Origin of the sequence: Streptococcus infantis, from assembly GCF_001579645.1 — a bacterium.
Classification (GTDB): domain Bacteria; phylum Bacillota; class Bacilli; order Lactobacillales; family Streptococcaceae; genus Streptococcus; species Streptococcus infantis_E.
On record NZ_KQ970818.1, the window covers coordinates 595,948 to 619,774 of the forward strand.

Sequence of the window (23,827 nt, forward strand, 5' to 3'; positions counted from 1 at the left end):
GACAAGGGTAACACAAAAAAAAAACAACGGCGCCGTTGCTTTTTTTGTTTTCATCTATCCACCCTGAGGGAATCGAACCCCCATCTCAAGAACCGGAATCTTACGTGATATCCATTACACTAAGGGTGGAAACTTTAATTATTATATCAAAAAAGAGAGCTGAACTCAAGTTTTTTCTAGGCTTAGCAAAAGGTGAATAAAAAAAGGATTCAGTATTGAACCGAATCCTCTATATGATTATTTTTTCTCAAGAAGAGCTTTGATTTCTTGAAGAACTTCCAACTCAGTTGGACCAGCAGGTGCTTCTTCAGCGACTTCTTCTTTTTTACGAAGATTTTGAGCTTTTTCCATTGCTTTAATCACAAAGAATAGAACAGTACCAACAACTAGGAAGTTGATAATAGCACTCAAGAATTTACCATATGTAACACCATTCCAGGCAAGCTCAGCGATGTTTTGTACTTTCGCAGCTTCCAAGGCTGGGTTCAATAGGAGTGGAGTGATGATATCATTAACAAATGAAGTAACGATAGCACCAAAAGCAGAAGCGATGATCACACCGACAGCAAGGTCTACAACGTTACCGCGGAGCAAAAATTCTTTAAGATCTTTTAACATTTTCATAATTTCCTTTCAAAATTTAACAGTTTTAATTATAGTATAATAGTCATTAGAATGCAAGAAGTATGCTTAGTGTTTTTTAAAAACAAAAACTTTACTGAAGATATAGTTGAGGATTATGATTGTAACTTGTGCAAAAATAGTCTCAATTGTATTGATAGTATTGAGATTATCACCTACAAACTGACCGATAATATGGGGGAAACTCGTCACAAAAATAAGGGTCAGAAGCAGGTCTAAGAGGAAGGTTATGAATCTAGCAGTCGTAAATTTTATCAGACGCTTGAACCAATTTTTTCGTTTCTGTTTAAAAACAATGGTATCGTTGGTGAAAAAAGCAAACAAAATTCCAGTTATATTTCCCAGAGCAGTCGCCCATAATTCTTGTTGGAAAAAGTAAAAAATAGTGATCCGAACAATGATAGAAACAAGAGTGGTTGCAAACCCGAAAAATAAGTAGGAGAGGATTTCATTGTCGAAAAATTTTTTTATGGATAGTTTCATAAAAATAGTATAGCATAAAGGACATAAATGTGCTATACTTGAAAGGTTGGCTTGCTCAACCCTTGGTGCTTAGCTTCTTTCACCAAGCATATTATATGTGATATTGTCACTAAAGGAGAAAACATGAAAAAACTAACTGTTCGTGATATGGCGGATATTGCCATTGTCGCAGCAATTTATGTGGTTTTGACAATCACACCACCCCTTAATGCTATCAGTTACGGTGCTTATCAGTTCCGTATTTCTGAAATGATGAATTTCCTTGCCTTTTACAATCCTAAGTACATTATCGGCGTTACTCTTGGATGTATGATTGCAAATTTCTTCAGTTTTGGAATCATCGATGTCGCAGTTGGTGGAGGCTCTACGCTTGTCTTCCTAAGTTTAGGCGTATGGTTGTTTAGTAAATATAAAAAAGACTATCTTTTTAATGGATTGATCCGAAAAGATCATTTCTTCTTTTCAATTCTTTTTTCGATTTCAATGATCACCATTGCTGCTGAATTGAACATCGTAGCAGAAGCACCTTTCTTCTTAACTTGGTTTACAACTGCTATCGGAGAATTTGCTTCCTTGATTGTTGGTGCTATTCTTATCGGAAAAATCGGGAAACGACTTGATTTGACCAGATAAAGATATCACATCAAATATTATTAAAAAGGTCTGAACTCTGTTCAGTCTTTTTCTTATTTTTCTATAGCCCCAGACTCTCAACAAAAGTGGTATAATAAAGAAAAAAGGGATTATTTTAATATGTATAGTTATCGTATTTCGGTTTTTGAAGTCCTTTGGAAAAATCAGGTCATCAGATTTTTGTTAATTTTTTTAGCACTATTTTATTTCTATCTTTTTTTCCAAAGAGTTAAGACATCCTTAAAAAGTGGTGGGAGTATGTTGGATCCTTTTCATATTGCAAAGGGAAGATTATACATTCACACGATTATTCTTTTTAGAAAAAGGATTGTTCCTTTAGCTGAAATTAGACAGATAGATATTGATTACATTCGAGGGAGAAGAATGAATGGGGACAGGTATCATCTGTATTTTACAAGGAAAGATGGAAAATCTTTTACTTTTCATTTTGGGAAAAGCAAAAGAAACGAGGAGTTAGTGAAAAATCTTGCCAATGTGGCCAAGAAGTGCCATATTAAAATCTATTATTATTATTAAGAGTCGATTGCTAAAATTGGATTGTTGTCACTTGTGACAATTGTCAAAGCCAGGAGAGTAGCTAATATGAATCAACTACAAGTAATAAGAGAAGATAAACAACTAAGAATTTTATTGATGCAAGAATGCGATATTCTCTTTTATGACCAGTTGAAAGAGGTTGAATTTTCTCAGAACAATGAAGTTTATTCTCTTTCGCCCATAGCCTTTGCTAAAGACGGCAGCGGGGGAGAATATGTAATTCTTGAAGATCAGAGTATCGGCTTTATAGGGAGTGAAGGCCAAGTTGGTCGGGTAGCAGAAAGCCTTGATGACTTGCTTACTTTCTTAATTCATGCTGGTTCTATCTCAGACTTTTCTTGTCGGTTACTCTACCAAAACAAGGATTTGTTGGCAAAATTCTGTCAGGGATTTATCAACAAAGCACGACAAAATTACCAGTCAAAAGGCGAAAAGTGGGACAAAGTGAGAACTCTACTTGCACAAGAGTTGGGACTTGAATTTGAGCCAGAAAAACTACAAGAGTTAGCCTTCAATTTTTATCAATCAGCGATAAGAACTCCACTATTTACTTGTAAATATGGTCATGGTGAGAATGAATATGTCTGCGATTCTGTTTTGTCAGATATTGTCGGCTTGTGGGTTTCAGAACTGGTCGGGTTGACTGCAGAAGAAATTGAAGCTTTTGTTAGCACTAAAAACAATCAAATGTAAAGAACAAAAATATATTTTTACTTAACTGCACTCTATTTAATCTTCTAGGTGCTTTAATTTCTGGATGGTTCTTTGCAAATTCGTCAGCATTTTCACATCTGACTCGCGATAGATATTTACCAAAACTAGTAGCTAAGAAATTAGTGCGTCCAACTGAATTAGTTCTACTTGAAGGTATTCTCGCCAATGTGTTTGTTAATATCGCCATTCTGTCTTCAATCTTATTCAAGAATGCGTCTGCAAAACTTTGGATTATATTGTCAGCAATTTCTATGTTTGTATTTTTATCAAACGAACATATTGCTACAAATTTAGCTTCTTTTAGTATTATTAAATTCAGCATTGTTGCTAATGAAGTTTAGCACTTTGAAATTGCAAATATTCTCTGTCATTGGGGAGTCACCTTTATTGCTAACTTAATAGGTGGTGGGCTTTTGATTGGTTTACCATATGCCTTTTTAAACAAAAACGAAGACAGTTATGTAGATTAAAATTTCAATAGAAGGAGAGAGATTCACTTGGTTTCTCTCTTTTTATTTTTCTTTTTTGAAAAAATATATTAAATATTAGAAATAAAGCTAGGAGTTCAGGAATTTTTTTAAAAAATATTTGAAGTCTAAAAACTTAATACTACAAGGATGTAAACGATTGCGATATTTTAAAAAATATTTTTAATTGATTTAGGAAAGCCTTCCCATTATATCGATTTTATGTTATAATATTCACAAATAAAAGTTTTAGGAGTTTATATGGTCTCATCAGAATTTATCTCAAAAATTGAATTTGCTTGTAAAAAGAAAGAAAGTCTTTATTCAAATAGCAAATTCAAGTATGCTATCCGTTCAATGTTTGCAGGTGCATTCCTTACCTTCAGTACAGCAGCTGGAGCTGTTGGTGCTGACTTGATCAATAAAATCGCTCCTGGTAGCGGACGCTTCCTTTTCCCATTTGTTTTCGCTTGGGGATTGGCCTACATTGTCTTCTTGAATGCTGAATTGGTAACATCTAACATGATGTTCTTGACAGCTGGTAGCTTTTTGAAAAAAATTAGCTGGAGAAAAACTGCTGAAATTCTTCTATATTGTACTTTCTTTAACTTAATTGGTGCGCTTATCGCTGGTTGGGGATTTGCTCATTCAGCAGCTTACGCTAATCTAACACATGATAGCTTTATTTCTGGAGTTGTCGAAATGAAGTTGGGACGCTCTAATGAACTAGTTTTACTTGAAGGTATACTAGCGAATATCTTTGTAAACATCGCCATTCTTTCATTTGTTTTAGTTAAGGATGGTGGAGCAAAACTTTGGTTGGTTCTATCAGCCATTTACATGTTTGTATTCTTAACAAATGAGCACATCGCCGCAAACTTTGCTTCATTTGCGATTGTGAAGTTCAGTGTTGCTGCTGATTCAATCGCAAACTTCGGTATTGGAAATATTCTTCGTCACTGGGGTGTAACCTTTATTGGTAACTTTATCGGAGGTGGTCTACTGATGGGATTACCTTATGCCTTCTTAAACAAGAACGAAGATACATACGTAGATTAAAAGTTGGATTGATTCCAACTTTTTCTTTTTGTTTATCCATGCTATAATGAATGTAGTAATGTTAAATACAGAGGAAAATCATGAACGAAATTAAATGTCCAAATTGTGGGGAAGTTTTTACAGTTAATGAAAGCCAATATGCAGAGCTGATTTCTCAAGTTCGAACTGTAGAGTTTGATAAGGAATTGCATGAACGCATGAAGCAAGAGCTGGCCTTGGCTGAGCAAAAAGCCATGAATGATCAGCAGACAAAACTAGCGCAAAAAGACCAAGAAATTGCCCAGCTTCAAAGTCAAATTCAGAACTTTGATACCGAAAAAGAATTGGCCAAAAAGGAAGTAGAGCAAAGTGCTAGTCAAAGTCTGCTAGAGAAAGAAAAAGAAGTTCAAGCACTTGAGAACCAGCTGGCCACCTTACGCTTGGAGCATGAGAATCAACTGCAAAAGACACTTTCTGATCTTGAAAAAGAACGCGATCAGGTTAAAAATCAGCTTCTTCTACAAGAAAAAGAAAACGAGCTTTCTCTGACTTCAGTTAAACAAAACTATGAAGCCCAACTTAAGGCAGCAAATGAGCAAGTTGAGTTTTACAAGAATTTCAAGGCTCAACAATCAACCAAGGCAATTGGAGAAAGTTTGGAGCAGTATGCGGAGAGTGAATTCAACAAGGTTCGTAGTTTCGCCTTTCCAAATGCTTACTTTGAAAAGGACAATAAAGTCTCAGCTCGTGGGTCTAAAGGTGACTTTATTTTCCGTGATTTTGATGAAAATGGGCTAGAATTCATTTCCATCATGTTTGAGATGAAAAATGAAGCTGATGGTACTGAGAAGAAGCATAAGAATGCCGATTTCTACAAGGAGTTGGACAAGGATCGTCGTGAGAAGAACTGTGAGTATGCCGTATTAGTGACTATGCTTGAGGCTGATAATGACTACTTCAATACTGGGATTGTGGATGTCAGTCATGAGTATGAGAAAATGTATGTTGTGCGTCCTCAGTTCTTTATCCAACTGATTGGGCTCTTGCGTAATGCTGCCCTTAATTCCCTAAAATACAAGCAAGAGCTCGCCTTTATCAAGGAACAAAATATAGATATCACTCGTTTTGAGGAAGACTTGGACGCTTTCAAGGTAGCTTTTGCAAGGAATTATAACTCAGCTTCTGTCAACTTTGGCAAGGCCATCGACGAAATCGACAAGGCAATTAAGCGAATGGAAGAAGTCAAGAAATTCCTGACAACATCAGAAAATCAACTTCGCCTGGCTAACAATAAGCTTGATGATGTTTCGGTCAAAAAATTAACCCGCAAAAATCCAACCATGAAAGCTAAGTTTGAAGCATTGAAGGGGGAGTAGAAAGCAAAACATGAACGGTATTATCAACTTAAAAAAAGAAGCAGGGATGACCTCGCATGATGCGGTTTTTAAATTACGTAAGATTTTGGGAACCAAGAAGATTGGTCACGGTGGGACGCTAGATCCTGATGTTGTGGGCGTTTTACCCATTGCTGTAGGGAAGGCGACTCGCATGGTTGAGTTTATGCAGGATGAGGGCAAGATTTATGAGGGTGAAATTACCCTAGGTTATTCAACAACGACTGAGGATACTAGTGGTGAGGTAGTTGCAGAGACACCAGTTTTGTCTCCCTTAGATGAAAAGATTGTTGATCAAGTGATTGCCAGTCTGACAGGTACGATCACTCAGATTCCACCTATGTACTCAGCTGTCAAGGTCAATGGTCGCAAGCTTTATGAATATGCGCGTGCTGGTCAAGAAGTAGAGCGTCCAGAGCGTCAGGTAACTATTTATAGTTTTGAGAGAACCAGTCCGATTTGCTATAAGGACCAACTTGCACGTTTTACCTTCCGAGTAAAATGCAGCAAGGGAACTTATATCCGTACTTTGTCTGTTGACATGGGAGAGAAGCTTGGTTATGCTGCTCATATGTCTCACTTAACACGGACTAGTGCAGCTGGCTTACAGTTGGATGATGCTTTAACCTTGGAAGAAATTTCCGAAAAAGTAGAGGCTGGACAACTAGACTTTCTTCATCCCTTGGAGATTGGGACTGGTGACTTAGTCAAGGTTTATTTGACTCCAGAGCAGGCAGAAGAAGTGCGTTTTGGTCGCTTTATTGAATTGGAACAAACCGAGAAGGAATTGGCTGGTTTTGAAGGTGATAAGTTATTAGCCATTTTAGAGAAACGGGATACTCTTTATAAACCAAGAAAGGTTTTCAATTGATTAGAGCTGGTGGTAAAATCGCAAACTGATTTTTAGTTTTAAAAAATGCTAAAAGACAGTTCAGTTTAGACCCGAAAAACTTATGAAAAAGGGTTGAAAACACGGTGATATTTGACAGTTTTGCTTGCTTATGATAATATTTAAATAAAGAAAAGCTAGAAAACTTTCAGAGGATATTATGAGTATTGAGATGACTGTAAGTGAGATTGCTGAGGTCTTGGGCTTGTCCCGCCAAGCAATCAATAACCGTGTCAAGGAATTACCTGAAGAAGATACGACTAAAAATGATAAAGGAGTTACTGTGGTAACTCGCAGTGGCTTGATTAAGCTTGAAGAAATCTACAAAAAAACCATTTTTGAAGATGAACCTGTTAGTGATGATGTGAAGCAACGTGAGTTAATGGAGATTCTTGTTGATGAAAAGAACGCTGAAATCATCCGTCTTTATGAGCAGTTAAAGGCTAAAGACAAACAGTTAGCTGAAAAAGATGAACAGATGCGTGTCAAAGACCGTCAAATCGCAGAAAAAGATAAGCAATTGGATCAACAACAACAGTTAACCCTACAAGCCATGAAGGACCAAGAAAGCCTTCAGCTGGAGTTGGATCAGGCTAAGCAAGAAGTACAAGCAACGAAGAAAGGCTTCTTTGCTCGCTTATTTGGAGGATAAGAAAAAACTGCTTGGTTTCTAGGTATAACCAAGTAGTTTCTTTTTACAAATACAGTAAGGAATGGATAAGATGGAAAAATTAAGAGATTACATTTCATTTGATTTGGAATTTAATAAACACCAAGATAAAACTCACTTGATTCAGGTATCTGCAGTCCGTTTTAAAGATGGTGAAGAAGTAGGAGCATTTGACTCATATGTTCATACGGATGTACCATTGAAAAGTTTTATAAACGGTTTAACGGGTATCACATCTGAAACCTTGAAGGATGCTCCGAAGGTGGAAGATGTTCTCAAAGATTTTCAAGCCTTTATTGGTCAATTACCTATCGTCGGCTATAATGCAGCTAAGAGTGATTTACCGATTCTCTTAGAACATGGTTTGGATTATAGTAGCCAATATCAAGTGGATCTCTATGATGAAGCTTTTAAACGACGTAGTTCGGATCTTCACGGGATTGCAAATCTCAAGTTACAAACTGTTGCAAGTTTTCTAGGATTTAAGGGACAATCTCATAACAGTTTAGAGGATGCTCGTATGACTGCGCGTATTTATGAAGCTTTTTTAGAATCTGATGAAAGTAAAATCTTACTGGACGTCAAGAGTAGTCTTAACTCTAATCCTTTTGGTGGACTAGATTTGTCACAATTATTTGATTAGGAGGTTTTATGAAACCTGAAAAGCCTAAAAAATTGGGTTTTAAAAAGATTTACCTCAATCTTGATAAAATCCTCTTTCTGTTTTTTCTAATCTTTATGTTGGTTGACTATATTTGGTTACCTTTGAATTCATTGATAGCGGGTTTTTTGCTAAGTCAGACGGGCTATTTGTTTATTTCTTACAATAACATTTTTGCCATTATTAAAAATGCGCCTATAGTCAGTATTGGATTCTTAATCTTAATCATTCTAAACCTTTTAGTCGCCTATTTTCAACTCAGTCTACTCTTTATTGGAGCGCGTCATCTTCTTTATCATGAGAAAAGAACACTGATAGAATACAGTCGTAAGGTCTTTCGTGAGAGTCTTGTTTTTATGAAAGGTCTGACAATTACAAAAGCCTTATTTATCTTCTTCTATGTTGCCATGCTTTTTCCTTTTATCAGGAAGATTTTAAAGATTTATTATTTTAATAAAATCGTAATCCCAGAGTTTATTCAGACCTATATGGAAGATAAGTACTGGATGTGGTGGCTAGGTATAATCATCTTGTCAATCCTCTTCCTCTACGTTTCTGTTAAGTTGGTATTTGTTCTTCCAAAAATCTTTTATGACAAGATGACAGTTAAGGAAGCTGTGCTCTATAGTCTTGAAAAAACTAGAAATCAATTCTGGTTTTACGCTTGGCATCTCTTTCTCATTGTTGTCAAAACAAATCTTTTCTTTTACTTGCTTCTAATCCCACTATTAGTTGGGCAGTTTTTAGTGGATGGTCTCACACAAAGAGAATCCTTGATTCTTGCTATTTCAAACTATATTTTAATTAAAAATATTCACTATATGGCTCTGACTTACTTCTTGGTTAAGTTCACCTCATTTTTAACGGGTGAGGAATTAGATATTATACCGAGACGAAAGAAAGACCATCTTATGAGATGGAGTGTTATGGGGTGTGCGAGTGTCATCTTTGCTATTGAAGGCTATGTCTATTTAGAGGCACCTGTTGCAAATCCTCCGCGCGTGATATCCCACCGTGGTGTTTCCAATGCTAATGGCGTGCAAAATACTGTAGAATCACTAGAAAAGACAGCTCAACTAAAACCAGACCTTGTTGAAATGGATGTTCAGGAAACCAAGGATGGTCAGTTTGTCATGATGCACGATGCGAATCTGAGAAGTCTAGCAGGATTAAATGTGACTCCTCAAGACCTAACTTTAGAAGAGTTGAAGCAGATAGATATTTTTGAAAATGGCTATCAAACTAAAATATCCAGCTTTGATGATTATATAAATCGTGCCAATGACCTTCATCAGAAATTGCTGATCGAAATAAAAACAAGTAGGAAAGATAGTGCTCAAATGATGGATCATTTCCTTGAAAAGTATGGTCCTAAGATTAAGGTTTATGGACATCAGATGCAATCTCTAGATTACCATGTTATTGAAAAGGTAACCCAGTATGATAAGGAGATTCCAGTCTTCTTCATCCTGCCCTACAATTCCGTTTTCCCAAGAACAAATGCTACAGGTTATACCATGGAATATTCTACTTTAGATGAATATTTTGTGACCAAGCTCTGGAATACAGAGCAGAAGCTCTATGTTTGGACGATTAACGGCTCGGAATCCTTTAACAAGTCGCTTCATCTAGGAGTAGATGGTATGATTACGGATAATTTGGAAATGGTACAAGAAGAACTTGAAACTGCTCAGGAAGACCCAGAATACGCCGATTTACTTCTAAAGAAGGCAACGGAATTCTTTACTTTTTAGATAAGACAAAAGAGGCTGAAGTCAGCCTCTTTTTATGCTATTAGAATGGTAATTTTCCTGCAAAAGCACCGAGTTTCTTTTTGGTTGTCTCATCGATTTGTTCAAGAGCTGCATTCACTGCCTGAACAGTCATGTCAGAAAGAGTTTCGATATCTTCTGGGTCAACAACTGCTGGATTGAAATCAATTTTTGTAACTTTCTTGTCCCCTGTTAGTGTAGCAGTTACAAGGTTTTGGGCAGAAGTTCCAACAAATTCTGTAGCAGCAAGTTCAGCTTGACTTTGCTCCATTTGTTTTTGAAGTTTTTGAGCTTGACGCATCATGTTTTGCATATTCATCATAATGTTTTAAAATTCCTTTTTTATATTATTTCTTTCCTATTTTATCAATTTTAACTTTAAAAGTCTAATAATAGTCTGTCAACTCAAACATTAAATTTTCTGACAATTATATTGAAAAATGAGAAAAAGGATGTTATAATAAAATGAAAATAAAATGGGTTTTCCATGATTTAATAGGAGTCTTAAATGAAAAAACTTGGTTTTGTCCTTTTGTCGTCAGCTTTATTATTGTCTGCATGTGCAGTTCGCTTTGAACAATCATCTAATACAAATGATTCAACTACAGTTGCTAAATTAACTGATGATAATCAAAAATTATTGGACAAGGCAACTAGTGATTATAAAGTATTTGTGGAAGACCAGATAGATAAGTTATTGACGGATACAGAAGGTTTTGTTCAACTCTTAAAGGATGGTAAGTTGGAAGAAGCTAAAAAGGTCTATCCATTAATTCGTATGTCTTACGAGCGTTCAGAACCAATTGCTGAAAGTTTTGGAGAGTCTGATGTTAAGATTGACTTTCGTTTGGCAGATTATTTAGATGAAAACAAGACAGAAGAAGGTTGGTCTGGTTTCCACCGTATCGAACGTATTCTTTGGGAAGAGAATACAACTAAAGGAACCGAAGCATATGGCGACCAATTAGTCAACGATATTAAGGAATTGAAGGCTAAGATTGCGACTGTAGATGTTGATTACAAGATTATGCTAACTGGGGCTGTTGACCTTTTAAATGAAGTAGCGACAAGTAAGATTACTGGTGAAGAGGAGATTTATTCTCATACAGATTTGTATGATTTCCGTGCAAATATCCAAGGTGCTGAAAAGATTTTCCAACTTTTTAAACCCTTGCTTGAAAAATCAGATGCAGCCTTGGTTAAGGAGTTAGAGGAAGATTTCAAATCTGTCAATAGTTTGTTAGACAAACACATGACGGACAAGGAACACTATAAGCTCTATACAGACTTAACGAAAGAGGATACCAAGGAATTGTCTGAAGCAGTCACAAAACTTGGTGAACCATTATCACAAATGGGTAAATTTCTTGGTGGAGAATAAGTAATATGACAAACAAAGGCGAAAAATTTTTTGAACAAAAAATGGACCGTCGAGAATTTCTAAAAAAAGCAGGTATCGGAGGTGCTGGTCTCGCACTTGGTCTCTCCGGTGCTTCTGCTTTTTTCGCACCTAAGCTTGATGGTCAGGAGAAAATCTCGTACGGGGATGAAAAGATAGCCTTCTATGGCAAACACCAAGCTGGCATTACAACTGTCATGCAGAAAAACATTTATTTTGTGGTTTTAGATTTGCATACAACTGACAAAGAGAAAATCATCCAGTTATTTAAAGATTGGACGGATTATAGTGCCAAACTTGTAGAAGGAGAATTGGTTAAAAAAGATGGTAACAATAGCCTCTTACCTCCAAGTGATACTGGAGAAACAGTTGGGCTTAATCCTCATCGTTTGACCCTGACCTTCGGAGTTTCGGCTAGTTTCCTAGAAAAGATGAAACTAGAGAACAAACGTCCAACACTCTTTAGAGATTTGCCTCCTTTTCCAAAGGAACAATTACGAGAAAAGTACACGGGAGGAGATATAGTTATCCAAGCTTGTGCTGATGATGAGCAAGTTGCCTTTCATGCCATTCGCAACCTCATCCGAAAGGGAAGGAATGCAGTTACTCTTCGTTGGAGTCAATCAGGTTTTGCAGCTATCGGTAATCGTATGGAAACTCCTCGGAATCTCTTTGGATTTAAAGACGGGACTGCTAATGTTACCACTGAGAAAGAATTTGATCAGGTTGTGTGGGCAGACAGTAAGGACTGGATGGAAAATGGTTCCTACATGGCCGTTCGTCGCATTCAGATGTTCCTTGATACTTGGGATCGAACCAATCTGGAGGAGCAAGAAAATACCTTTGGGCGCTATAAGGAAAGTGGAGCTCCTTTTGGTAAGAAAAACGAATTTGATGAGGTGGACTTGAGTCTTCTTCCTGACGATTCTCATGTTCGCTTAGCAAAAGAAGTGGATAAACCTCTCCTGCGTCGATCGTATTCTTATTCTGATGGCATAGATGAAAAGACTGGTCAGTTTGACACTGGTTTGCTCTTTATTTCTTTTCAAAAGGATCCAGATAGCTTTGTTAAAGTTCAGACCAATCTAGGTGCTACGGATAAAATGAATGAATACGTTACCCATATAGGCAGTGGACTTTTTGCCTGTTTTGGTGGTGTAGAGAAGGGAGGTTACATTGGGCAGAAATTATTGGAATCTTAAATATTTTGTCCCTCTTCTAGCTATCTTTTTACTACTAGTCATACCTGTAGGAGCTAAGGAAAATTTGAGTCCCTACTTTGTGAAAATAACTGATGCAACTAAAGCTGTTAAGGAAGGCAAACAAGATCAGGCAAGAAAACTAATCGATGAAATGACCAAAGATTTCGAGAAAGTCGAGAATTCTGACTCTGAAGCAGGACGACAAGTTCAAGAAAAGTTAGACTTAACTGGTGATATTACCGAAGACCAGCTAACTCAGATTTCTTTAGCCCTTTTGACATTTGAGAAAGAGCAAAATCCAGTCGACCTAGATGCAGAAAAAGAGAAACTTGTTTCACGATTAGAACCTCGTTTTGAAGCCTTAGACAAGGCAATCGCTTCTCAAGATCTGGAAGCAGTAAGAGAAGCCTATAAAAAAATGAATTCAACCTGGACCATCAATGAAGCAGTGGTTCGAGACCATAGCACAGCTCATTATGGACAAGTGGAAACAGCTATTTCCTTCCTACGTAGTAGCATTGAGACTGAACCAACGAACTTTGATACTATTCAGGCATCGTTTGATGATTTGAAAAAAGCCATTTCTAACTTTGTTGAAGGTACAGAAGTTGCGACGACATCATCAAACCTGACACTGAAGGATGGGATAGATCTTTTAAAGAAGGCTTTGACCCAATTTCAAGCTGGTCAAGATAGTGAAGCAGCTGCAACCATGAAGGAGTTTATTACTATTTGGCCCACCATCGAGGGTTCTGTAAGTACAACCAATCCTTCGCTTTATACCAAGGTTGAAAGTGAAAGTCCTGTCATCATGGTTAAGGGAAAGGATAGTGAATATCAAGAAAAGCTTTCTAGCTTGATTGCAGAGCTATCTCAAATTGATATTAGCGCTTCCTATAATGCATTTGACGCTATGCTCATCTTGCTCCGTGAAGGTGTCGAAGCCCTCTTGATTGTCATGGCGCTTGTGACAACTTTGAAAGCTGCTAAGATGAGAAAGGGCCTCAAGTGGGTCTATGGTGGTGCATTTGCGGGTATAGTGGCTAGTCTTTTAATTGCCTATATCCTACAGATAGCCTTTCCAGCAGTTACCTCAGGAAGTAACCGTGAAATCATCGAAGGTGCAGTCGGGATTTTTGCAGTTATCATGATGATTTTAATCGGTATTTGGCTTCATAGCAAATCTTCTGTAAAAAAATGGAATGCTTTTATGGAATCGCAGATGCAAACTGTCACGAAAACAGAATCTTTCCTTTCTATGTTTGCTCTGAGTTTTCTAGCTGTATTCCGAGAAGGTGCTGAGACGATTTTATTCTATGTGGGGATTCTGCCAAGGATTTCTAGTTTTGATTTTGTCCTTGGAATTTCTCTGGCCCTCTTAGTCTTAATCGTGATTGCTTTTGTGATGAACAAGGCTAGTCAATTTTTCCTACCTCACAAGGTTTTCTTTATCCTGACTTGGATGATTTATGTCTTAGCCTTTAAGATGACGGGAGTCAGTATCCATGCCTTACAGCTGACAAATATGATTCCAAACCATCTGATCTCAGGAATACCAAGTATTGATATATTGGGAATTTACCCTAGTTGGGAAGGGTTAGCAGGTCAGACTCTCTTTATCCTCGTAGTTTTTCTAATTACCATTAGACAGGGTGAAAAGTGATGGATCAAAAGGAATTGACAATTATTGAACATTTGGTAGAATTTAGAAAGAGATTGCTAGCAGTAGTGGTTTGCTTCTTTCTAGTATTCTGCGTTTCACTATTATTTGCTGATCAGGTTTATCAATTTATCACACAAGGCTTTAGTCAGAAGTTGATTGTCTTAGGGCCGAATGATATTTTATGGATTTATCTCCGTTTAGCAAGTTTAATGGCTTTTAGTCTTACCTTACCTTTTACGGTCTATCAAGTCTGGAGTTTCGTCCGACCAGCCCTTAAAAATGAAGAAGCAGGAGCGATTTTTGCTTATATCCCTGCAACTTTCCTTTGTTTTATCTTGGGATTAGCCTTTGGTTTTTATTTTGTCACACCAGCTATACTTCAGGTCTTACTGGGACTAGGTGAAAACTTATTTGAAACGCAGCTGACAGCACAAAATTATCTAGCTTTTGTCTTTCAAACAACTCTACCACTAGCGTTTATCTTTGAATTGCCAGTTATCATTGCTTTTTTAACCTCAATTGGTTTGATTGGGCCTGGACTACTCATTGCTTATAGACGTTATGCATACTTCATTTTATTGGTATTGGCTGTTATATTGACACCTGCTGATTTTATTAGCGATTTAGCGATGACTGTTCCTTTAATCTTATTGTATGAGGTTAGTATCGCTATTAGTAAATGGATGATTAAGAGAAAAAGGAAAGGAGAAAAAGATGGGAATCTTACGTGATATTGGTGCACCAGGCTTGATAGTCATTGTCCTTGGAGCATTGTTGATTTTTGGGCCAAAACGCTTACCAGAGTTAGGTGAGTCAGTAGGAAAAATGCTTGCCGAGTTTAAGAAAGCCGTTAAGGGCATCGGTGAGCAAGAAGAAAAATAAACGAAAAAAGATTGAATAGAGTTGAGAATTGTTAGCTTGGAATTATCTCTGGCTACAATCTCAACTTTTTTATTTAGTTTAAGGTTTCTTTAAGGTTTCTATAATATTCTGAAGAACTCTATATTAATGGAAAGATGGATTTGAAAACCTACTTTTTATCATTCAAGATACCTTCCCAAAAAGTATGTAATAACTCTCTTTCTGACTAGAGAATTCTAGTATTTATTTCGATAAAGGGCTAGGTTGTGATATAATGGTAAAGAATGAGTTTTTTAGAACAGAGTAAAGGAGTATTAAAATGATCTACGCTGGAATTTTAGCAGGTGGAACTGGCACGCGCATGGGGATTAGTAATTTACCCAAACAATTTCTTGAGTTGGGAGATCGCCCAATCTTGATTCATACTATTGAAAAATTTGTCTTAGAGCCAACTATTGAAAAGATTGTAGTTGGAGTTCACGGAGACTGGGTGACACACGCAGAAGATTTAGTTGAAAAATTCCTACCACTCCACAAGGATCGTATTATCATCACCAAAGGTGGTGCGGATCGTAATTCTAGTATTGAAAAAATTATTGAAGCTATTGATGCTTACCGTCCACTGACAGCAGATGATATTGTGGTGACGCATGATTCAGTTCGTCCTTTTATCACACTTCGCATGATTCAAGATAACATTGCTCTTGCACAAAATCATGATGCTGTTGATACTGTAGTTGAAGCCGTGGATACCATTGTTGAAAGTACAAATGGTCAGTTCATTACAGATATTCCAAATCGTGCACATCTCTACCAAGGACAAACTCCACAAACCTTCCGTTGTAAAGACTTTATTGACTTGTATGGTTCTTTATCAGCAGACGAAAAAGAAATTTTAACAGATGCATGTAAAATCTTTGTCATTAAGGGTAAAGATGTAGCCTTAGCAAAGGGTGAATACTCAAATCTTAAAATCACAACAGTTACAGACTTGAAGATTGCTAAAAGCATGATTGAGAAAGACTAATAACATGATTAATCAAATTTATCAACTGACAAAACCAAAGTTTATCAATATCAAATATCAAGAAGAAGAAATTGATCAAGAGAATCATATCCTTATTCGACCAAATTTTATGGCGGTTTGTCATGCGGATCAACGTTACTATCAAGGAAAACGTGATCCCAAAATACTATCTAAAAAGCTTCCAATGGCTATGATTCATGAGTCTTGTGGTACAGTCATTTCTGATCCAACAGGTACCTATAAGGTTGGTCAGAAGGTTGTTATGATTCCAAATCAACCACCTATGCAAAGTGATGAGGAATTCTACGAAAACTACATGACTGGAACGTATTTCCTATCAAGTGGCTATGATGGATTCATGCGTGAATTTGTTTCTCTACCTAAAGACCGTGTAGTTTCCTACGACGAGATTGAAGACACAGTTGCAGCCATTACTGAGTTTGTCAGTGTGGGCATGCACGCTATGAATCGCTTCTTGACGGTTTCACATAGCAGACGTCAGCGTATTGCAGTTATTGGTGATGGTAGTCTAGCCTTTGTAATGGCAAATATTATCAACTATACCTTGCCTGAAGCAGAGATTATTGTTATTGGTCGTCATTGGGAGAAATTAGAACTCTTCTCCTTTGCGAATGAACGTTATATCACTGACAGTATTCCAGAAGACCTTAGTTTTGATCATGGTTTTGAATGTTGTGGTGGTGATGGCTGTGGACCTGCTATTAATGATCTCATTCGTTATATCAAACCACAGGGAACCATTTTGATGATGGGTGTTAGTGAGTACAAGGTAAATATCAATACTCGAGATTCATTGGAAAAAGGTTTGTTACTGGTAGGTTCTTCGCGTTCTGGGCGAATTGACTTTGAAAAAGCTATCCAAATGATGGAGATTAAGAGATTTGCCAATCGTTTGAAAAATATCATTTATTTAGAAGAACCAGTCAGAGAAATCAAAGATATTCACCGAGTTTTTGCAACTGACTTAAATACCGCATTTAAGACAGTATTTAAGTGGGAAGTCTAATGGAGGATGATTGTGAAGGAAATCGTTAAAGAAAAGATTGCTTCTTTATTATCTGGTGACGAAGAAATTCAGAGCGTTGAACAGTTGGGCGGAATGACCAATCAAAACTATTTGGTTAAAACATCCTCAAACCAGTACATCGTTAAGTTTTTCGGTAAAGGTACGGATAAATTAATCGACCGCCAGAATGAAAAGTTCAATCTTGAATTGTTGAAAGATTTGAAATTAGATGTAGAGAATTATCTTTTTGATATTGAAGCTGGTATAAAAGTTAATCAATACATTGAAAATGCTGAGACACTTGATTCAGCTACCATTAAAACCAAATTTGAAAAGATTGCTCCAATTCTACAAACGATCCATGCTTCTGGTAAAGAATTAAAAGGAGAGTTTGCTCCTTTTGAGGAAATCAAAAAATATGAATCATTGATTCAAGGGGAAATTTCTTATCCAAACTATGAAGCTGTTAGAAAATCAGTTCTTTCTTTAAAAAATGAGCTTGAGAAAATCGGAGTTGATAAGAAATCATGTCATATTGATTTGGTTCCAGAAAACTTTATTGAAGGGCCAGACGGACATCTTTATCTGATTGATTGGGAATATTCATCTATGAATGATCCCATGTGGGATTTAGCCGCCCTTTTCCTAGAATCAGAGTTTTCTTTAGAAGAGGAAGAAAACTTCCTTAGTCATTATGAGAGCGATAAGACTCCAGTTTCAAGAGAAAAAATTCGTATCTACAAGATTTTGCAGGACATCATTTGGAGCCTTTGGACTATATACAAAGAAGAAAATGGTGCAGATTTCGGAGATTATGGAATCTCTCGTTACAATAGAGCTGTAAAGGAATTGGATTCTATGGGAGGTTCCAATGAAGACTAAAAATGGAGTTTCTTTTGGGCTACTATCAGGTGTGTTCTGGGGATTAGGATTAACTATTAGTGCCTATATCTTTTCAATTTTTACTGATTTGTCACCCTTTGTAGTAGCGGCAGCACACGACTTTCTCAGTATTTTTATCTTACTAGGATTTCTTCTAGTTAAGGAAGGAAAAGTACGTTTTTCAATCTTCTTGAATATTCGAAATGTTAGTGTTATTATTGGTGCTTTACTGGCAGGACCGATTGGTATGCAGGCCAATCTCTATGCAGTTAAGTATATTGGAAGTTCTCTAGCATCGTCTGTTTCGGCGATTTATCCTGCTGTCTCAGTTTTGCTTGCCTTCTTCTTTTTGAAGCACAAGATTTCCAAAAATACAATTTTTGGTATCTTTTTAATCATTGCAGGAATTATTGCTCAGACCTATAAAGCAGAGCAAGTGAATTCTTTCTATATCGGAATTTTATGTGCCTTGATTTGTGCCCTTGCCTGGGGAAGCGAAAGTGTTCTTAGCTCTTTTGCTATGGAAAGTGATCTCAGTGAAATTGAAGCTCTCTTGATTCGACAAGTCACATCCTTCTTGTCTTATTTAGTCATTGTACTCTTTACACATCATTCATTTGCAGAAGTGGCAAATGGCCAATTGTTCGGTCTATTGATTGTCTTTGCGGCGTTTGATATGATTTCTTACCTTGCCTACTACATTGCTATCAATCGATTGCAACCAGCAAAGGCAACTGGTCTAAATGTCAGTTATGTAGTATGGACTGTTTTGTTTGCAGCAATTTTCTTGGGGTCGCCCCTTAATCTACTAACCATCATTACTTCACTTATCGTAATGGCTGGTGTTTACATTATTATTAAAGAATAAAGGAGAAAGCGCGTGAAAGCGATCATCTTAGCAGCAGGTTTGGGAACTCGTTTACGTCCTATGACAGAAAATACTCCCAAAGCCTTGGTTAAAGTCAATCAAAAACCTTTGGTTGAATATCAAATTGAATTTTTAAAAGAACGTGGAATTGATGATATTATCATCGTTGTAGGTTATTTGAAAGAACAATTCGACTACCTTAAAGAGAAGTATGGCGTTCGCTTGGTCTTCAATGATAAGTATGCTGATTACAATAACTTTTACTCTCTTTACTTGGTAAAAGAAGAGTTGGCGAACAGCTACGTTATTGATGCGGATAATTATCTTTTCAAAAATATGTTCCGCAATGACATCGAGCGTTCAACATACTTCAGCGTTTATCGTGAAGACTGTGACAATGAATGGTTCTTGGTTTATGGTGATGACTATAAAGTACAAGATATCATCGTTGATAGCAAGAATGGACGTATCTTGAGTGGAGTATCGTTCTGGGATGCTCCAACAGCTGAGAAGATTGTTGGATTTATTGACAAAGCCTATGCAAGCGGTGAATTTGTTGATCTCTATTGGGACAACATGGTTAAAGATAATATCAAAGAACTGGATGTTTACGTAGAGGAATTGGAAGAAAACTCTATCTACGAAATCGATAGCGTCAAAGATTATCAAAAATTGGAGAAGATTCTCTCTTCACAAAAATAAGTAAACTAAAATACGTCTGACACCTTACCTATTTTTACTTGACTTTTTAGGGTTGATACAGTATACTAATAAAAATTTAACCTTTAAGGGAAGTCCAGAGAGGCTCACAAGGTGTCAGATAGAAAATAGATTACACAAACTTCGAATAAACACAGTTTATTTGATTCTTTTCTGTAAGTATCTTACTGAAACCTTGCGATTGCAAGGTTTTTCTTTTTCTGAACCCCTTAAAATTTAAGGAGGAAATGGTATGAATCCAAATTGTAAAAAACGCATGGGTGCTATTCGCTTGGAAACCATGAAAGTAGTGTCCCAAAAGGAAATCGCACCAGCAATCTTTGAACTCGTACTTCAAGGAGAAATGGTTGAAGCTATGAAAGCAGGCCAATTTCTTCATTTACGAGTTCCTGATGATGCTCATCTCTTGCGGCGTCCGATTTCAATCTCATCTATAGATAAGGTTAATAAACAATGCCATCTTATTTATCGTATCGAAGGTTCTGGTACGGCAATTTTTTCAACCTTAAAAACAGGTGATAGCTTAGATGTTATGGGACCTCAGGGGAATGGTTTTGATTTATCTGATTTAGAGCAGCATAGTCGTGTTCTCTTAGTTGGTGGCGGAATTGGTGTGCCTCCTTTACTTGAAGTAGCTAAGCAACTGCATGAGCGTGGTGTAGATGTCACAACGGTTCTAGGATTTGCGACCAAAGATGCAGTTATTTTGGAAGATGAATTATCCCAATATAGCAAAGTCTTTGTGACCACTGATGATGGATCTTATGGGATCAAGGGAAATGTCTCAGTTGTGATTAACGAATTAGATAGTGAATTTGACGCTGTTTACTCATGCGGGGCACCTGGTATGATGAAATACATCAATCAAACCTTTTACAACCATCCAAGAGCATATCTATCTCTTGAATCCCGTATGGCCTGTGGTATGGGGGCTTGCTACGCTTGTGTCTTGAAAGTACCTGAAAGTGAAACAATTAGTCAACGTGTGTGTGAAGATGGCCCTGTATTTAAAACAGGCACAGTAGTTTTATAAGGAGAGTGTCATGACTGCAAATCGATTACAAGTTTCTCTACCAGGCTTAGAATTAAAGAATCCTATCATTCCTGCTTCAGGTTGTTTTGGCTTTGGTCAAGAATATGCCAAATACTATGATTTAGACATTTTAGGCTCTATCATGATTAAGGCAACTACACTTGAGCCGCGTTTTGGTAATCCTACTCCTCGAGTAGCAGAAACCCCTGCAGGTATGCTTAATGCTATTGGTCTACAAAATCCTGGTTTAGATGTCGTTCTGTCTGAAAAGTTACCTTGGCTTCAAAGAGAATATCCAAATCTCCCTATCATCGCCAATGTCGCTGGATTTTCAAAACAAGAGTATGCAGCCGTATCTCATGGAATTTCTAAGGCAACTAACGTGAAAGCCATCGAGCTCAATATCTCTTGTCCTAACGTTGATCACGGTAATCATGGACTTTTAATTGGACAAGATCCTGAGTTGGCTTATGATGTGGTGAAGGCTGCCGTAGAAGCATCAGATGTGCCCGTTTACGTCAAATTAACCCCTAGTGTGACAGATATCGTGACTATTGCAAAAGCAGTAGAAGATGCTGGAGCTAGTGGTCTCACAATGATCAATACCCTTGTTGGGATGCGTTTTGACCTTAAAACAAGAAAGCCGATTATCGCAAATGGGACAGGTGGCATGTCTGGACCTGCTGTATTTCCTGTAGCTCTAAAACTAATCCGTCAAGTAGCTCAAACAACTAAGCTTCCAATCATTGGGATGGGAGGAGTGGATTCGGCAGAAGCGGCTATAGAAATGTATCTGGCTGGTGCTTCAGCAATCGGTGTCGGAACAGCCAACTTTACAAATCCCTATGCTTGTCCTGATATTATTGAAAATCTACCAAAAGTCATGGATAAGTACGGGATCGAAAGTCTAGAAATGTTGCGAAAAGAAGTCAGAGAAAGTTTGCTCTAAGTTTTATGTCCTGAATTCAGTCTAAATTGTTTTGAAAGCGCCATTTTTTTGGTATAATAAATACTATGATTATTACAGTACCTATTAAAACAGAAAAAGATATTGCAACACCAGGACCAAACGTCCTTGTACTTGGTTATTTTGATGGAGTTCATCTTGGACATCAAAAATTATTTGAAATAGCTTCTAACATTGCTGCTGAAAAGCGCCAGGGAGTAGCTCTAGTAACTTTTAACGAATCACCTAAACTAACTCTGAATCAATACTCACCTGAACACTTATTGCATATTTTGTATGCTAGTGAACGTGAACGTAGATTGAAGAGAGCTGGAGTTGAGAGTTTGTATTTGATGGATTTCACTAGTCGAGTAGCAAATATGACTGCCCAAGAATTCATTGATACCTATGTCAAGGAAGCAAAGGCAGATACGATTGTAGTTGGTTTTGACTATACTCTTGGTTCAGATAGAAAAACAGCTGAGGATTTAAAAGAACTCTTCCATGGTGAAGTGGTTATTGTTCCACCAGTTGAGGATGAAAAGGGGAAAATTAGTTCAACGCGTATCCGCCAAGCCATTCTAGAAGGAGATGTAAAAGAAGCAGGCAAACTTTTGGGATTTCCTTTACCAACGAGAGGTGTAGTGGTTCACGGAAATGCTCGAGGTCGAACTATTGGCTTCCCGACAGCTAATCTAGTCAACTTGGATCGGACATATATGCCAGCTGATGGTGTTTATGCCGTTGACGTTGAAATTCAAAGAAAAGTCTATCGTGGTATGGCGAGTCTAGGTAAAAATGAAACCTTTGATGGTGAAGAAGAGCGTTTTGAAGTTCATATCTTTGATTTTTCTGACGATATCTATGGGGAAACTGTCATCGTTTCCTGGTTGGACCGTATCCGTGATATGGTAAAATTTGATAGCGTTGATCAATTGGTTAAGCAACTAGAAGAAGATGAAAAGATAGCTAGAAAATAAAATCAAAAAATAGTAGAGTTTGGGATTTTCTCAAGCTCTTTTTTTGAAATATCATATATTATTTTTGATAAGCGCTTTCTTCCTTTGTTTAATAGCGTTTGTATTAAAGACTATTATTGAAATTTATAGGAATTTTTGCTATAATTTAATCATCAAACTAAAGGAGATTATGATGTTTAAAGAAAAAAGAAATAAAGGATTTATTTCTGCCCTAGTCATTGCGCTGTATTTTTTTGGCTTTGGCAGGATTGATGGGATTTTTGGGGAGTAAGCATAAAAATCCCACAAAAGAATTTGCCAGTAATAGTTATTCAGGAGTTGAAGTACGAATGACGGTTTATGATATCTATCCAGAAGTGGTAGGGGAGGTTGAAGGCGGTAGTGTAGTTTATCTTGTCCAATATAGTAAGGACGGAGATGGAAAATATGCAGTGATCGAAGCTAACGAGAATGATGCCACAATTAAGAGTATCATGGAGAAAGCTGCGGATGGAACTCTTTACGATCATCCAGCAACCATAATTGGAACTCAACTACAACCACTTGCAACCAAAAAGAATAAGTCAAGAAATAATCGTATTGTCGATTTATCAGGCTTTTTAAAGTCTATCCTTGAACCATCATCAGTTCTTTATCAAAATATGAATAGCAATCTTTATTTAAGTACGACTGAACATGTCAATGATGGCTGGATATTTATCATTGGGGTGATTTTCTTTGGGGGAACAGGAGTATTTTTAGTAGTTAGTGCCTTTCTTATTCGGAAAAAAACTGTCGCTTCACTTGAAGAGATTTATCACACCTATCCTGAATTGCAAGGAAACGTTGAAAATATGGCTGGTTTAGCAGAATTTTATGATGAAAATCTAAAAGTAATTCTCTATAAAAACCACCTCATCACCTACTATAAAGGAACGCAAGCTTTAGATCTACGAGATGTTGAGCAACTCTATCTAGTCGAAACGAAGATTAATAAGTCTTTGTTTTCGAAAAAAATTTATCAATTTTGTTATATCCGTAAGAATGGCAAGAAAAAACAGGATATGGTTTTGAAATCAACAAAAACAGTTCGAGAGCAACCGGAAGAACTTTGGGATTTAATCTCAGATAAATTTCCAGATATTCATATAGGAATTTAATAGCAAGCATCGAATTTTCGATGCTTTTTTAATATTTATTTAAGTAAATTACTATAAAATATAAAATCATTTTACTTTTATTACTTTGTAAAAAATGTTATAATAAAAGATAGGGTAAAATCCTATTTTTCTAAAATCCAAACATAAGGAGAAAATAAT

General features: G+C 36.9%; 25 protein-coding genes, 1 tRNA gene, 1 pseudogene and 1 riboswitch. Of the genes and pseudogenes, 23 read left to right on the plus strand and 4 right to left on the minus strand.

Annotation, left to right across the window (positions count from 1 at the left end; all coding sequences use genetic code 11):
- Positions 1-57: 57 nt before the first annotated feature.
- The 3 genes from SINDD18_RS02840 to SINDD18_RS02850 all read right to left on the minus strand — a co-directional run bounded on the left by SINDD18_RS02840 (position 58) and on the right by SINDD18_RS02850 (position 1,125).
- Positions 58-129, minus strand: a tRNA-Arg gene (locus tag SINDD18_RS02840).
- Between the two features lie 108 nt (positions 130-237).
- Complete coding sequence (mscL, locus tag SINDD18_RS02845) at positions 238-618, minus strand: large conductance mechanosensitive channel protein MscL (RefSeq protein WP_049502776.1); 381 nt, start codon at positions 616-618, stop codon at positions 238-240.
- Between the two features lie 72 nt (positions 619-690).
- Positions 691-1,125, minus strand: coding sequence for a GtrA family protein (locus SINDD18_RS02850; protein WP_061863233.1), 435 nt, complete (start codon positions 1,123-1,125; stop codon positions 691-693).
- A 28-nt stretch (positions 1,126-1,153) separates the two neighbouring features.
- Positions 1,154-1,251: riboswitch (PreQ1 riboswitch) on the plus strand.
- On the opposite strand from SINDD18_RS02850, the gene SINDD18_RS02855 reads away from it, so the two are divergent.
- From SINDD18_RS02855 to SINDD18_RS02900, 9 genes and pseudogenes are all read left to right on the plus strand, one after another.
- Positions 1,249-1,758 carry a QueT transporter family protein gene (locus SINDD18_RS02855; protein WP_061863000.1) on the plus strand — a complete coding sequence of 170 codons (510 nt, stop codon included), beginning with the start codon at positions 1,249-1,251 and terminating at the stop codon, positions 1,756-1,758. It overlaps the preceding riboswitch by 3 nt.
- Positions 1,759-2,361: 603 nt before the next feature.
- Positions 2,362-3,009 (plus strand): hypothetical protein, encoded by a 648-nt coding sequence (locus SINDD18_RS02865; protein WP_061863001.1) that lies wholly within the window; start codon positions 2,362-2,364, stop codon positions 3,007-3,009.
- Between the two features lie 17 nt (positions 3,010-3,026).
- Positions 3,027-3,500 (plus strand): annotated as a pseudogene (locus SINDD18_RS02870) (formate/nitrite transporter family protein); the annotation flags it as partial.
- A 258-nt stretch (positions 3,501-3,758) separates the two neighbouring features.
- Positions 3,759-4,556: a formate/nitrite transporter family protein gene (locus tag SINDD18_RS02875; protein ID WP_004252711.1), complete on the plus strand. Its 798-nt coding sequence runs from the start codon at positions 3,759-3,761 to the stop codon at positions 4,554-4,556.
- Between the two features lie 80 nt (positions 4,557-4,636).
- Positions 4,637-5,911, plus strand: coding sequence for a DUF2130 domain-containing protein (locus SINDD18_RS02880; protein WP_061863002.1), 1,275 nt, complete (start codon positions 4,637-4,639; stop codon positions 5,909-5,911).
- Positions 5,912-5,921: 10 nt separating this feature from the next.
- Entirely contained in the window at positions 5,922-6,800 is an 879-nt protein-coding gene (truB, locus tag SINDD18_RS02885; RefSeq protein WP_061863003.1) for a tRNA pseudouridine(55) synthase TruB, read from the plus strand.
- Positions 6,801-6,978: 178 nt separating this feature from the next.
- Positions 6,979-7,470: a DUF536 domain-containing protein gene (locus tag SINDD18_RS02890; protein WP_061863004.1), complete on the plus strand. Its 492-nt coding sequence runs from the start codon at positions 6,979-6,981 to the stop codon at positions 7,468-7,470.
- Positions 7,471-7,540: 70 nt separating this feature from the next.
- Positions 7,541-8,131 carry a 3'-5' exonuclease gene (locus SINDD18_RS02895; protein ID WP_061863005.1) on the plus strand — a complete coding sequence of 197 codons (591 nt, stop codon included), beginning with the start codon at positions 7,541-7,543 and terminating at the stop codon, positions 8,129-8,131.
- A gap of 8 nt (positions 8,132-8,139) precedes the next feature.
- Positions 8,140-9,903 (plus strand): glycerophosphoryl diester phosphodiesterase membrane domain-containing protein, encoded by a 1,764-nt coding sequence (locus tag SINDD18_RS02900; RefSeq protein WP_061863006.1) that lies wholly within the window; start codon positions 8,140-8,142, stop codon positions 9,901-9,903.
- Between the two features lie 40 nt (positions 9,904-9,943).
- Here the strand turns inward: SINDD18_RS02900 and SINDD18_RS02905 are convergent, their stop codons facing one another.
- Complete coding sequence (locus SINDD18_RS02905; RefSeq protein ID WP_061863007.1) at positions 9,944-10,243, minus strand: YbaB/EbfC family nucleoid-associated protein; 300 nt, start codon at positions 10,241-10,243, stop codon at positions 9,944-9,946.
- 186 nt (positions 10,244-10,429) lie between these two features.
- Between SINDD18_RS02905 and efeO the strand changes: the two genes are divergently transcribed.
- The 14 genes from efeO (at position 10,430) to SINDD18_RS02975 (ending at position 23,668) form a co-directional block, all read left to right on the plus strand.
- Positions 10,430-11,302, plus strand: a complete 873-nt coding sequence (gene efeO / locus SINDD18_RS02910; protein ID WP_061863008.1) for an iron uptake system protein EfeO — start codon at positions 10,430-10,432, stop codon at positions 11,300-11,302.
- A gap of 5 nt (positions 11,303-11,307) precedes the next feature.
- Positions 11,308-12,522 carry an iron uptake transporter deferrochelatase/peroxidase subunit gene (gene efeB / locus SINDD18_RS02915; RefSeq protein ID WP_049549499.1) on the plus strand — a complete coding sequence of 405 codons (1,215 nt, stop codon included), beginning with the start codon at positions 11,308-11,310 and terminating at the stop codon, positions 12,520-12,522.
- Positions 12,497-14,185, plus strand: a complete 1,689-nt coding sequence (locus SINDD18_RS02920; RefSeq protein ID WP_061863009.1) for an FTR1 family iron permease — start codon at positions 12,497-12,499, stop codon at positions 14,183-14,185. Before efeB ends, SINDD18_RS02920 begins: the two co-directional genes overlap by 26 nt.
- Positions 14,185-14,916, plus strand: coding sequence for a twin-arginine translocase subunit TatC (gene tatC, locus SINDD18_RS02925; protein ID WP_061863010.1), 732 nt, complete (start codon positions 14,185-14,187; stop codon positions 14,914-14,916). The genes SINDD18_RS02920 and tatC overlap by 1 nt, the downstream gene beginning before the upstream one ends.
- Positions 14,900-15,067, plus strand: coding sequence for a twin-arginine translocase TatA/TatE family subunit (locus tag SINDD18_RS02930; RefSeq protein ID WP_000512114.1), 168 nt, complete (start codon positions 14,900-14,902; stop codon positions 15,065-15,067). The genes tatC and SINDD18_RS02930 overlap by 17 nt, the downstream gene beginning before the upstream one ends.
- Before the next feature lie 298 nt (positions 15,068-15,365).
- On the plus strand, positions 15,366-16,073 hold the full coding sequence (locus SINDD18_RS02935; protein ID WP_061863011.1) for an IspD/TarI family cytidylyltransferase: 708 nt from the start codon (positions 15,366-15,368) through the stop codon (positions 16,071-16,073).
- 4 nt (positions 16,074-16,077) lie between these two features.
- Positions 16,078-17,100, plus strand: a complete 1,023-nt coding sequence (locus tag SINDD18_RS02940) for a ribitol-5-phosphate dehydrogenase (RefSeq protein ID WP_061863012.1) — start codon at positions 16,078-16,080, stop codon at positions 17,098-17,100.
- Positions 17,101-17,112: 12 nt separating this feature from the next.
- A complete protein-coding gene (locus SINDD18_RS02945; protein ID WP_061863234.1) occupies positions 17,113-17,982 on the plus strand; it encodes a phosphotransferase family protein in 870 nt (289 codons plus the stop codon).
- Positions 17,972-18,850: a DMT family transporter gene (locus tag SINDD18_RS02950; protein WP_000850668.1), complete on the plus strand. Its 879-nt coding sequence runs from the start codon at positions 17,972-17,974 to the stop codon at positions 18,848-18,850. Before SINDD18_RS02945 ends, SINDD18_RS02950 begins: the two co-directional genes overlap by 11 nt.
- 12 nt (positions 18,851-18,862) lie before the next feature.
- On the plus strand, positions 18,863-19,552 hold the full coding sequence (locus SINDD18_RS02955) for a sugar phosphate nucleotidyltransferase (RefSeq protein ID WP_004252737.1): 690 nt from the start codon (positions 18,863-18,865) through the stop codon (positions 19,550-19,552).
- A 250-nt stretch (positions 19,553-19,802) separates the two neighbouring features.
- Entirely contained in the window at positions 19,803-20,603 is an 801-nt protein-coding gene (locus SINDD18_RS02960; RefSeq protein ID WP_061863013.1) for a dihydroorotate dehydrogenase electron transfer subunit, read from the plus strand.
- Between the two features lie 10 nt (positions 20,604-20,613).
- Positions 20,614-21,552, plus strand: coding sequence for a dihydroorotate dehydrogenase (locus SINDD18_RS02965; protein ID WP_061863014.1), 939 nt, complete (start codon positions 20,614-20,616; stop codon positions 21,550-21,552).
- 65 nt (positions 21,553-21,617) lie between these two features.
- Positions 21,618-22,529, plus strand: a complete 912-nt coding sequence (locus SINDD18_RS02970; protein WP_061863015.1) for a bifunctional riboflavin kinase/FAD synthetase — start codon at positions 21,618-21,620, stop codon at positions 22,527-22,529.
- A gap of 329 nt (positions 22,530-22,858) precedes the next feature.
- Complete coding sequence (locus SINDD18_RS02975; RefSeq protein ID WP_241497316.1) at positions 22,859-23,668, plus strand: hypothetical protein; 810 nt, start codon at positions 22,859-22,861, stop codon at positions 23,666-23,668.
- Positions 23,669-23,827 lie beyond the last annotated feature (159 nt).

Bases quoted from the DNA above. Each gene is read 5' to 3' on its own strand.
- SINDD18_RS02905 (WP_061863007.1), bottom strand. From the start codon at position 10,243: ATGATGAATATGCAAAACATGATGCGTCAAGCTCAAAAACTTCAAAAA.
- SINDD18_RS02930 (WP_000512114.1), top strand. From the start codon at position 14,900: ATGGGAATCTTACGTGATATTGGTGCACCAGGCTTGATAGTCATTGTC.
- truB (WP_061863003.1), top strand. From the start codon at position 5,922: ATGAACGGTATTATCAACTTAAAAAAAGAAGCAGGGATGACCTCGCAT.
- SINDD18_RS02960 (WP_061863013.1), top strand. From the start codon at position 19,803: ATGAATCCAAATTGTAAAAAACGCATGGGTGCTATTCGCTTGGAAACC.
- SINDD18_RS02855 (WP_061863000.1), top strand. From the start codon at position 1,249: ATGAAAAAACTAACTGTTCGTGATATGGCGGATATTGCCATTGTCGCA.
- efeO (WP_061863008.1), top strand. From the start codon at position 10,430: ATGAAAAAACTTGGTTTTGTCCTTTTGTCGTCAGCTTTATTATTGTCT.
- efeB (WP_049549499.1), top strand. From the start codon at position 11,308: ATGACAAACAAAGGCGAAAAATTTTTTGAACAAAAAATGGACCGTCGA.
- SINDD18_RS02880 (WP_061863002.1), top strand. From the start codon at position 4,637: ATGAACGAAATTAAATGTCCAAATTGTGGGGAAGTTTTTACAGTTAAT.
- SINDD18_RS02890 (WP_061863004.1), top strand. From the start codon at position 6,979: ATGAGTATTGAGATGACTGTAAGTGAGATTGCTGAGGTCTTGGGCTTG.
- tatC (WP_061863010.1), top strand. From the start codon at position 14,185: ATGGATCAAAAGGAATTGACAATTATTGAACATTTGGTAGAATTTAGA.
- SINDD18_RS02970 (WP_061863015.1), top strand. From the start codon at position 21,618: ATGATTATTACAGTACCTATTAAAACAGAAAAAGATATTGCAACACCA.
- SINDD18_RS02850 (WP_061863233.1), bottom strand. From the start codon at position 1,125: ATGAAACTATCCATAAAAAAATTTTTCGACAATGAAATCCTCTCCTAC.
- SINDD18_RS02865 (WP_061863001.1), top strand. From the start codon at position 2,362: ATGAATCAACTACAAGTAATAAGAGAAGATAAACAACTAAGAATTTTA.
- SINDD18_RS02975 (WP_241497316.1), top strand. From the start codon at position 22,859: ATGACGGTTTATGATATCTATCCAGAAGTGGTAGGGGAGGTTGAAGGC.
- SINDD18_RS02940 (WP_061863012.1), top strand. From the start codon at position 16,078: ATGATTAATCAAATTTATCAACTGACAAAACCAAAGTTTATCAATATC.
- SINDD18_RS02935 (WP_061863011.1), top strand. From the start codon at position 15,366: ATGATCTACGCTGGAATTTTAGCAGGTGGAACTGGCACGCGCATGGGG.
- SINDD18_RS02965 (WP_061863014.1), top strand. From the start codon at position 20,614: ATGACTGCAAATCGATTACAAGTTTCTCTACCAGGCTTAGAATTAAAG.
- SINDD18_RS02900 (WP_061863006.1), top strand. From the start codon at position 8,140: ATGAAACCTGAAAAGCCTAAAAAATTGGGTTTTAAAAAGATTTACCTC.
- mscL (WP_049502776.1), bottom strand. From the start codon at position 618: ATGTTAAAAGATCTTAAAGAATTTTTGCTCCGCGGTAACGTTGTAGAC.
- SINDD18_RS02875 (WP_004252711.1), top strand. From the start codon at position 3,759: ATGGTCTCATCAGAATTTATCTCAAAAATTGAATTTGCTTGTAAAAAG.
- SINDD18_RS02950 (WP_000850668.1), top strand. From the start codon at position 17,972: ATGAAGACTAAAAATGGAGTTTCTTTTGGGCTACTATCAGGTGTGTTC.
- SINDD18_RS02895 (WP_061863005.1), top strand. From the start codon at position 7,541: ATGGAAAAATTAAGAGATTACATTTCATTTGATTTGGAATTTAATAAA.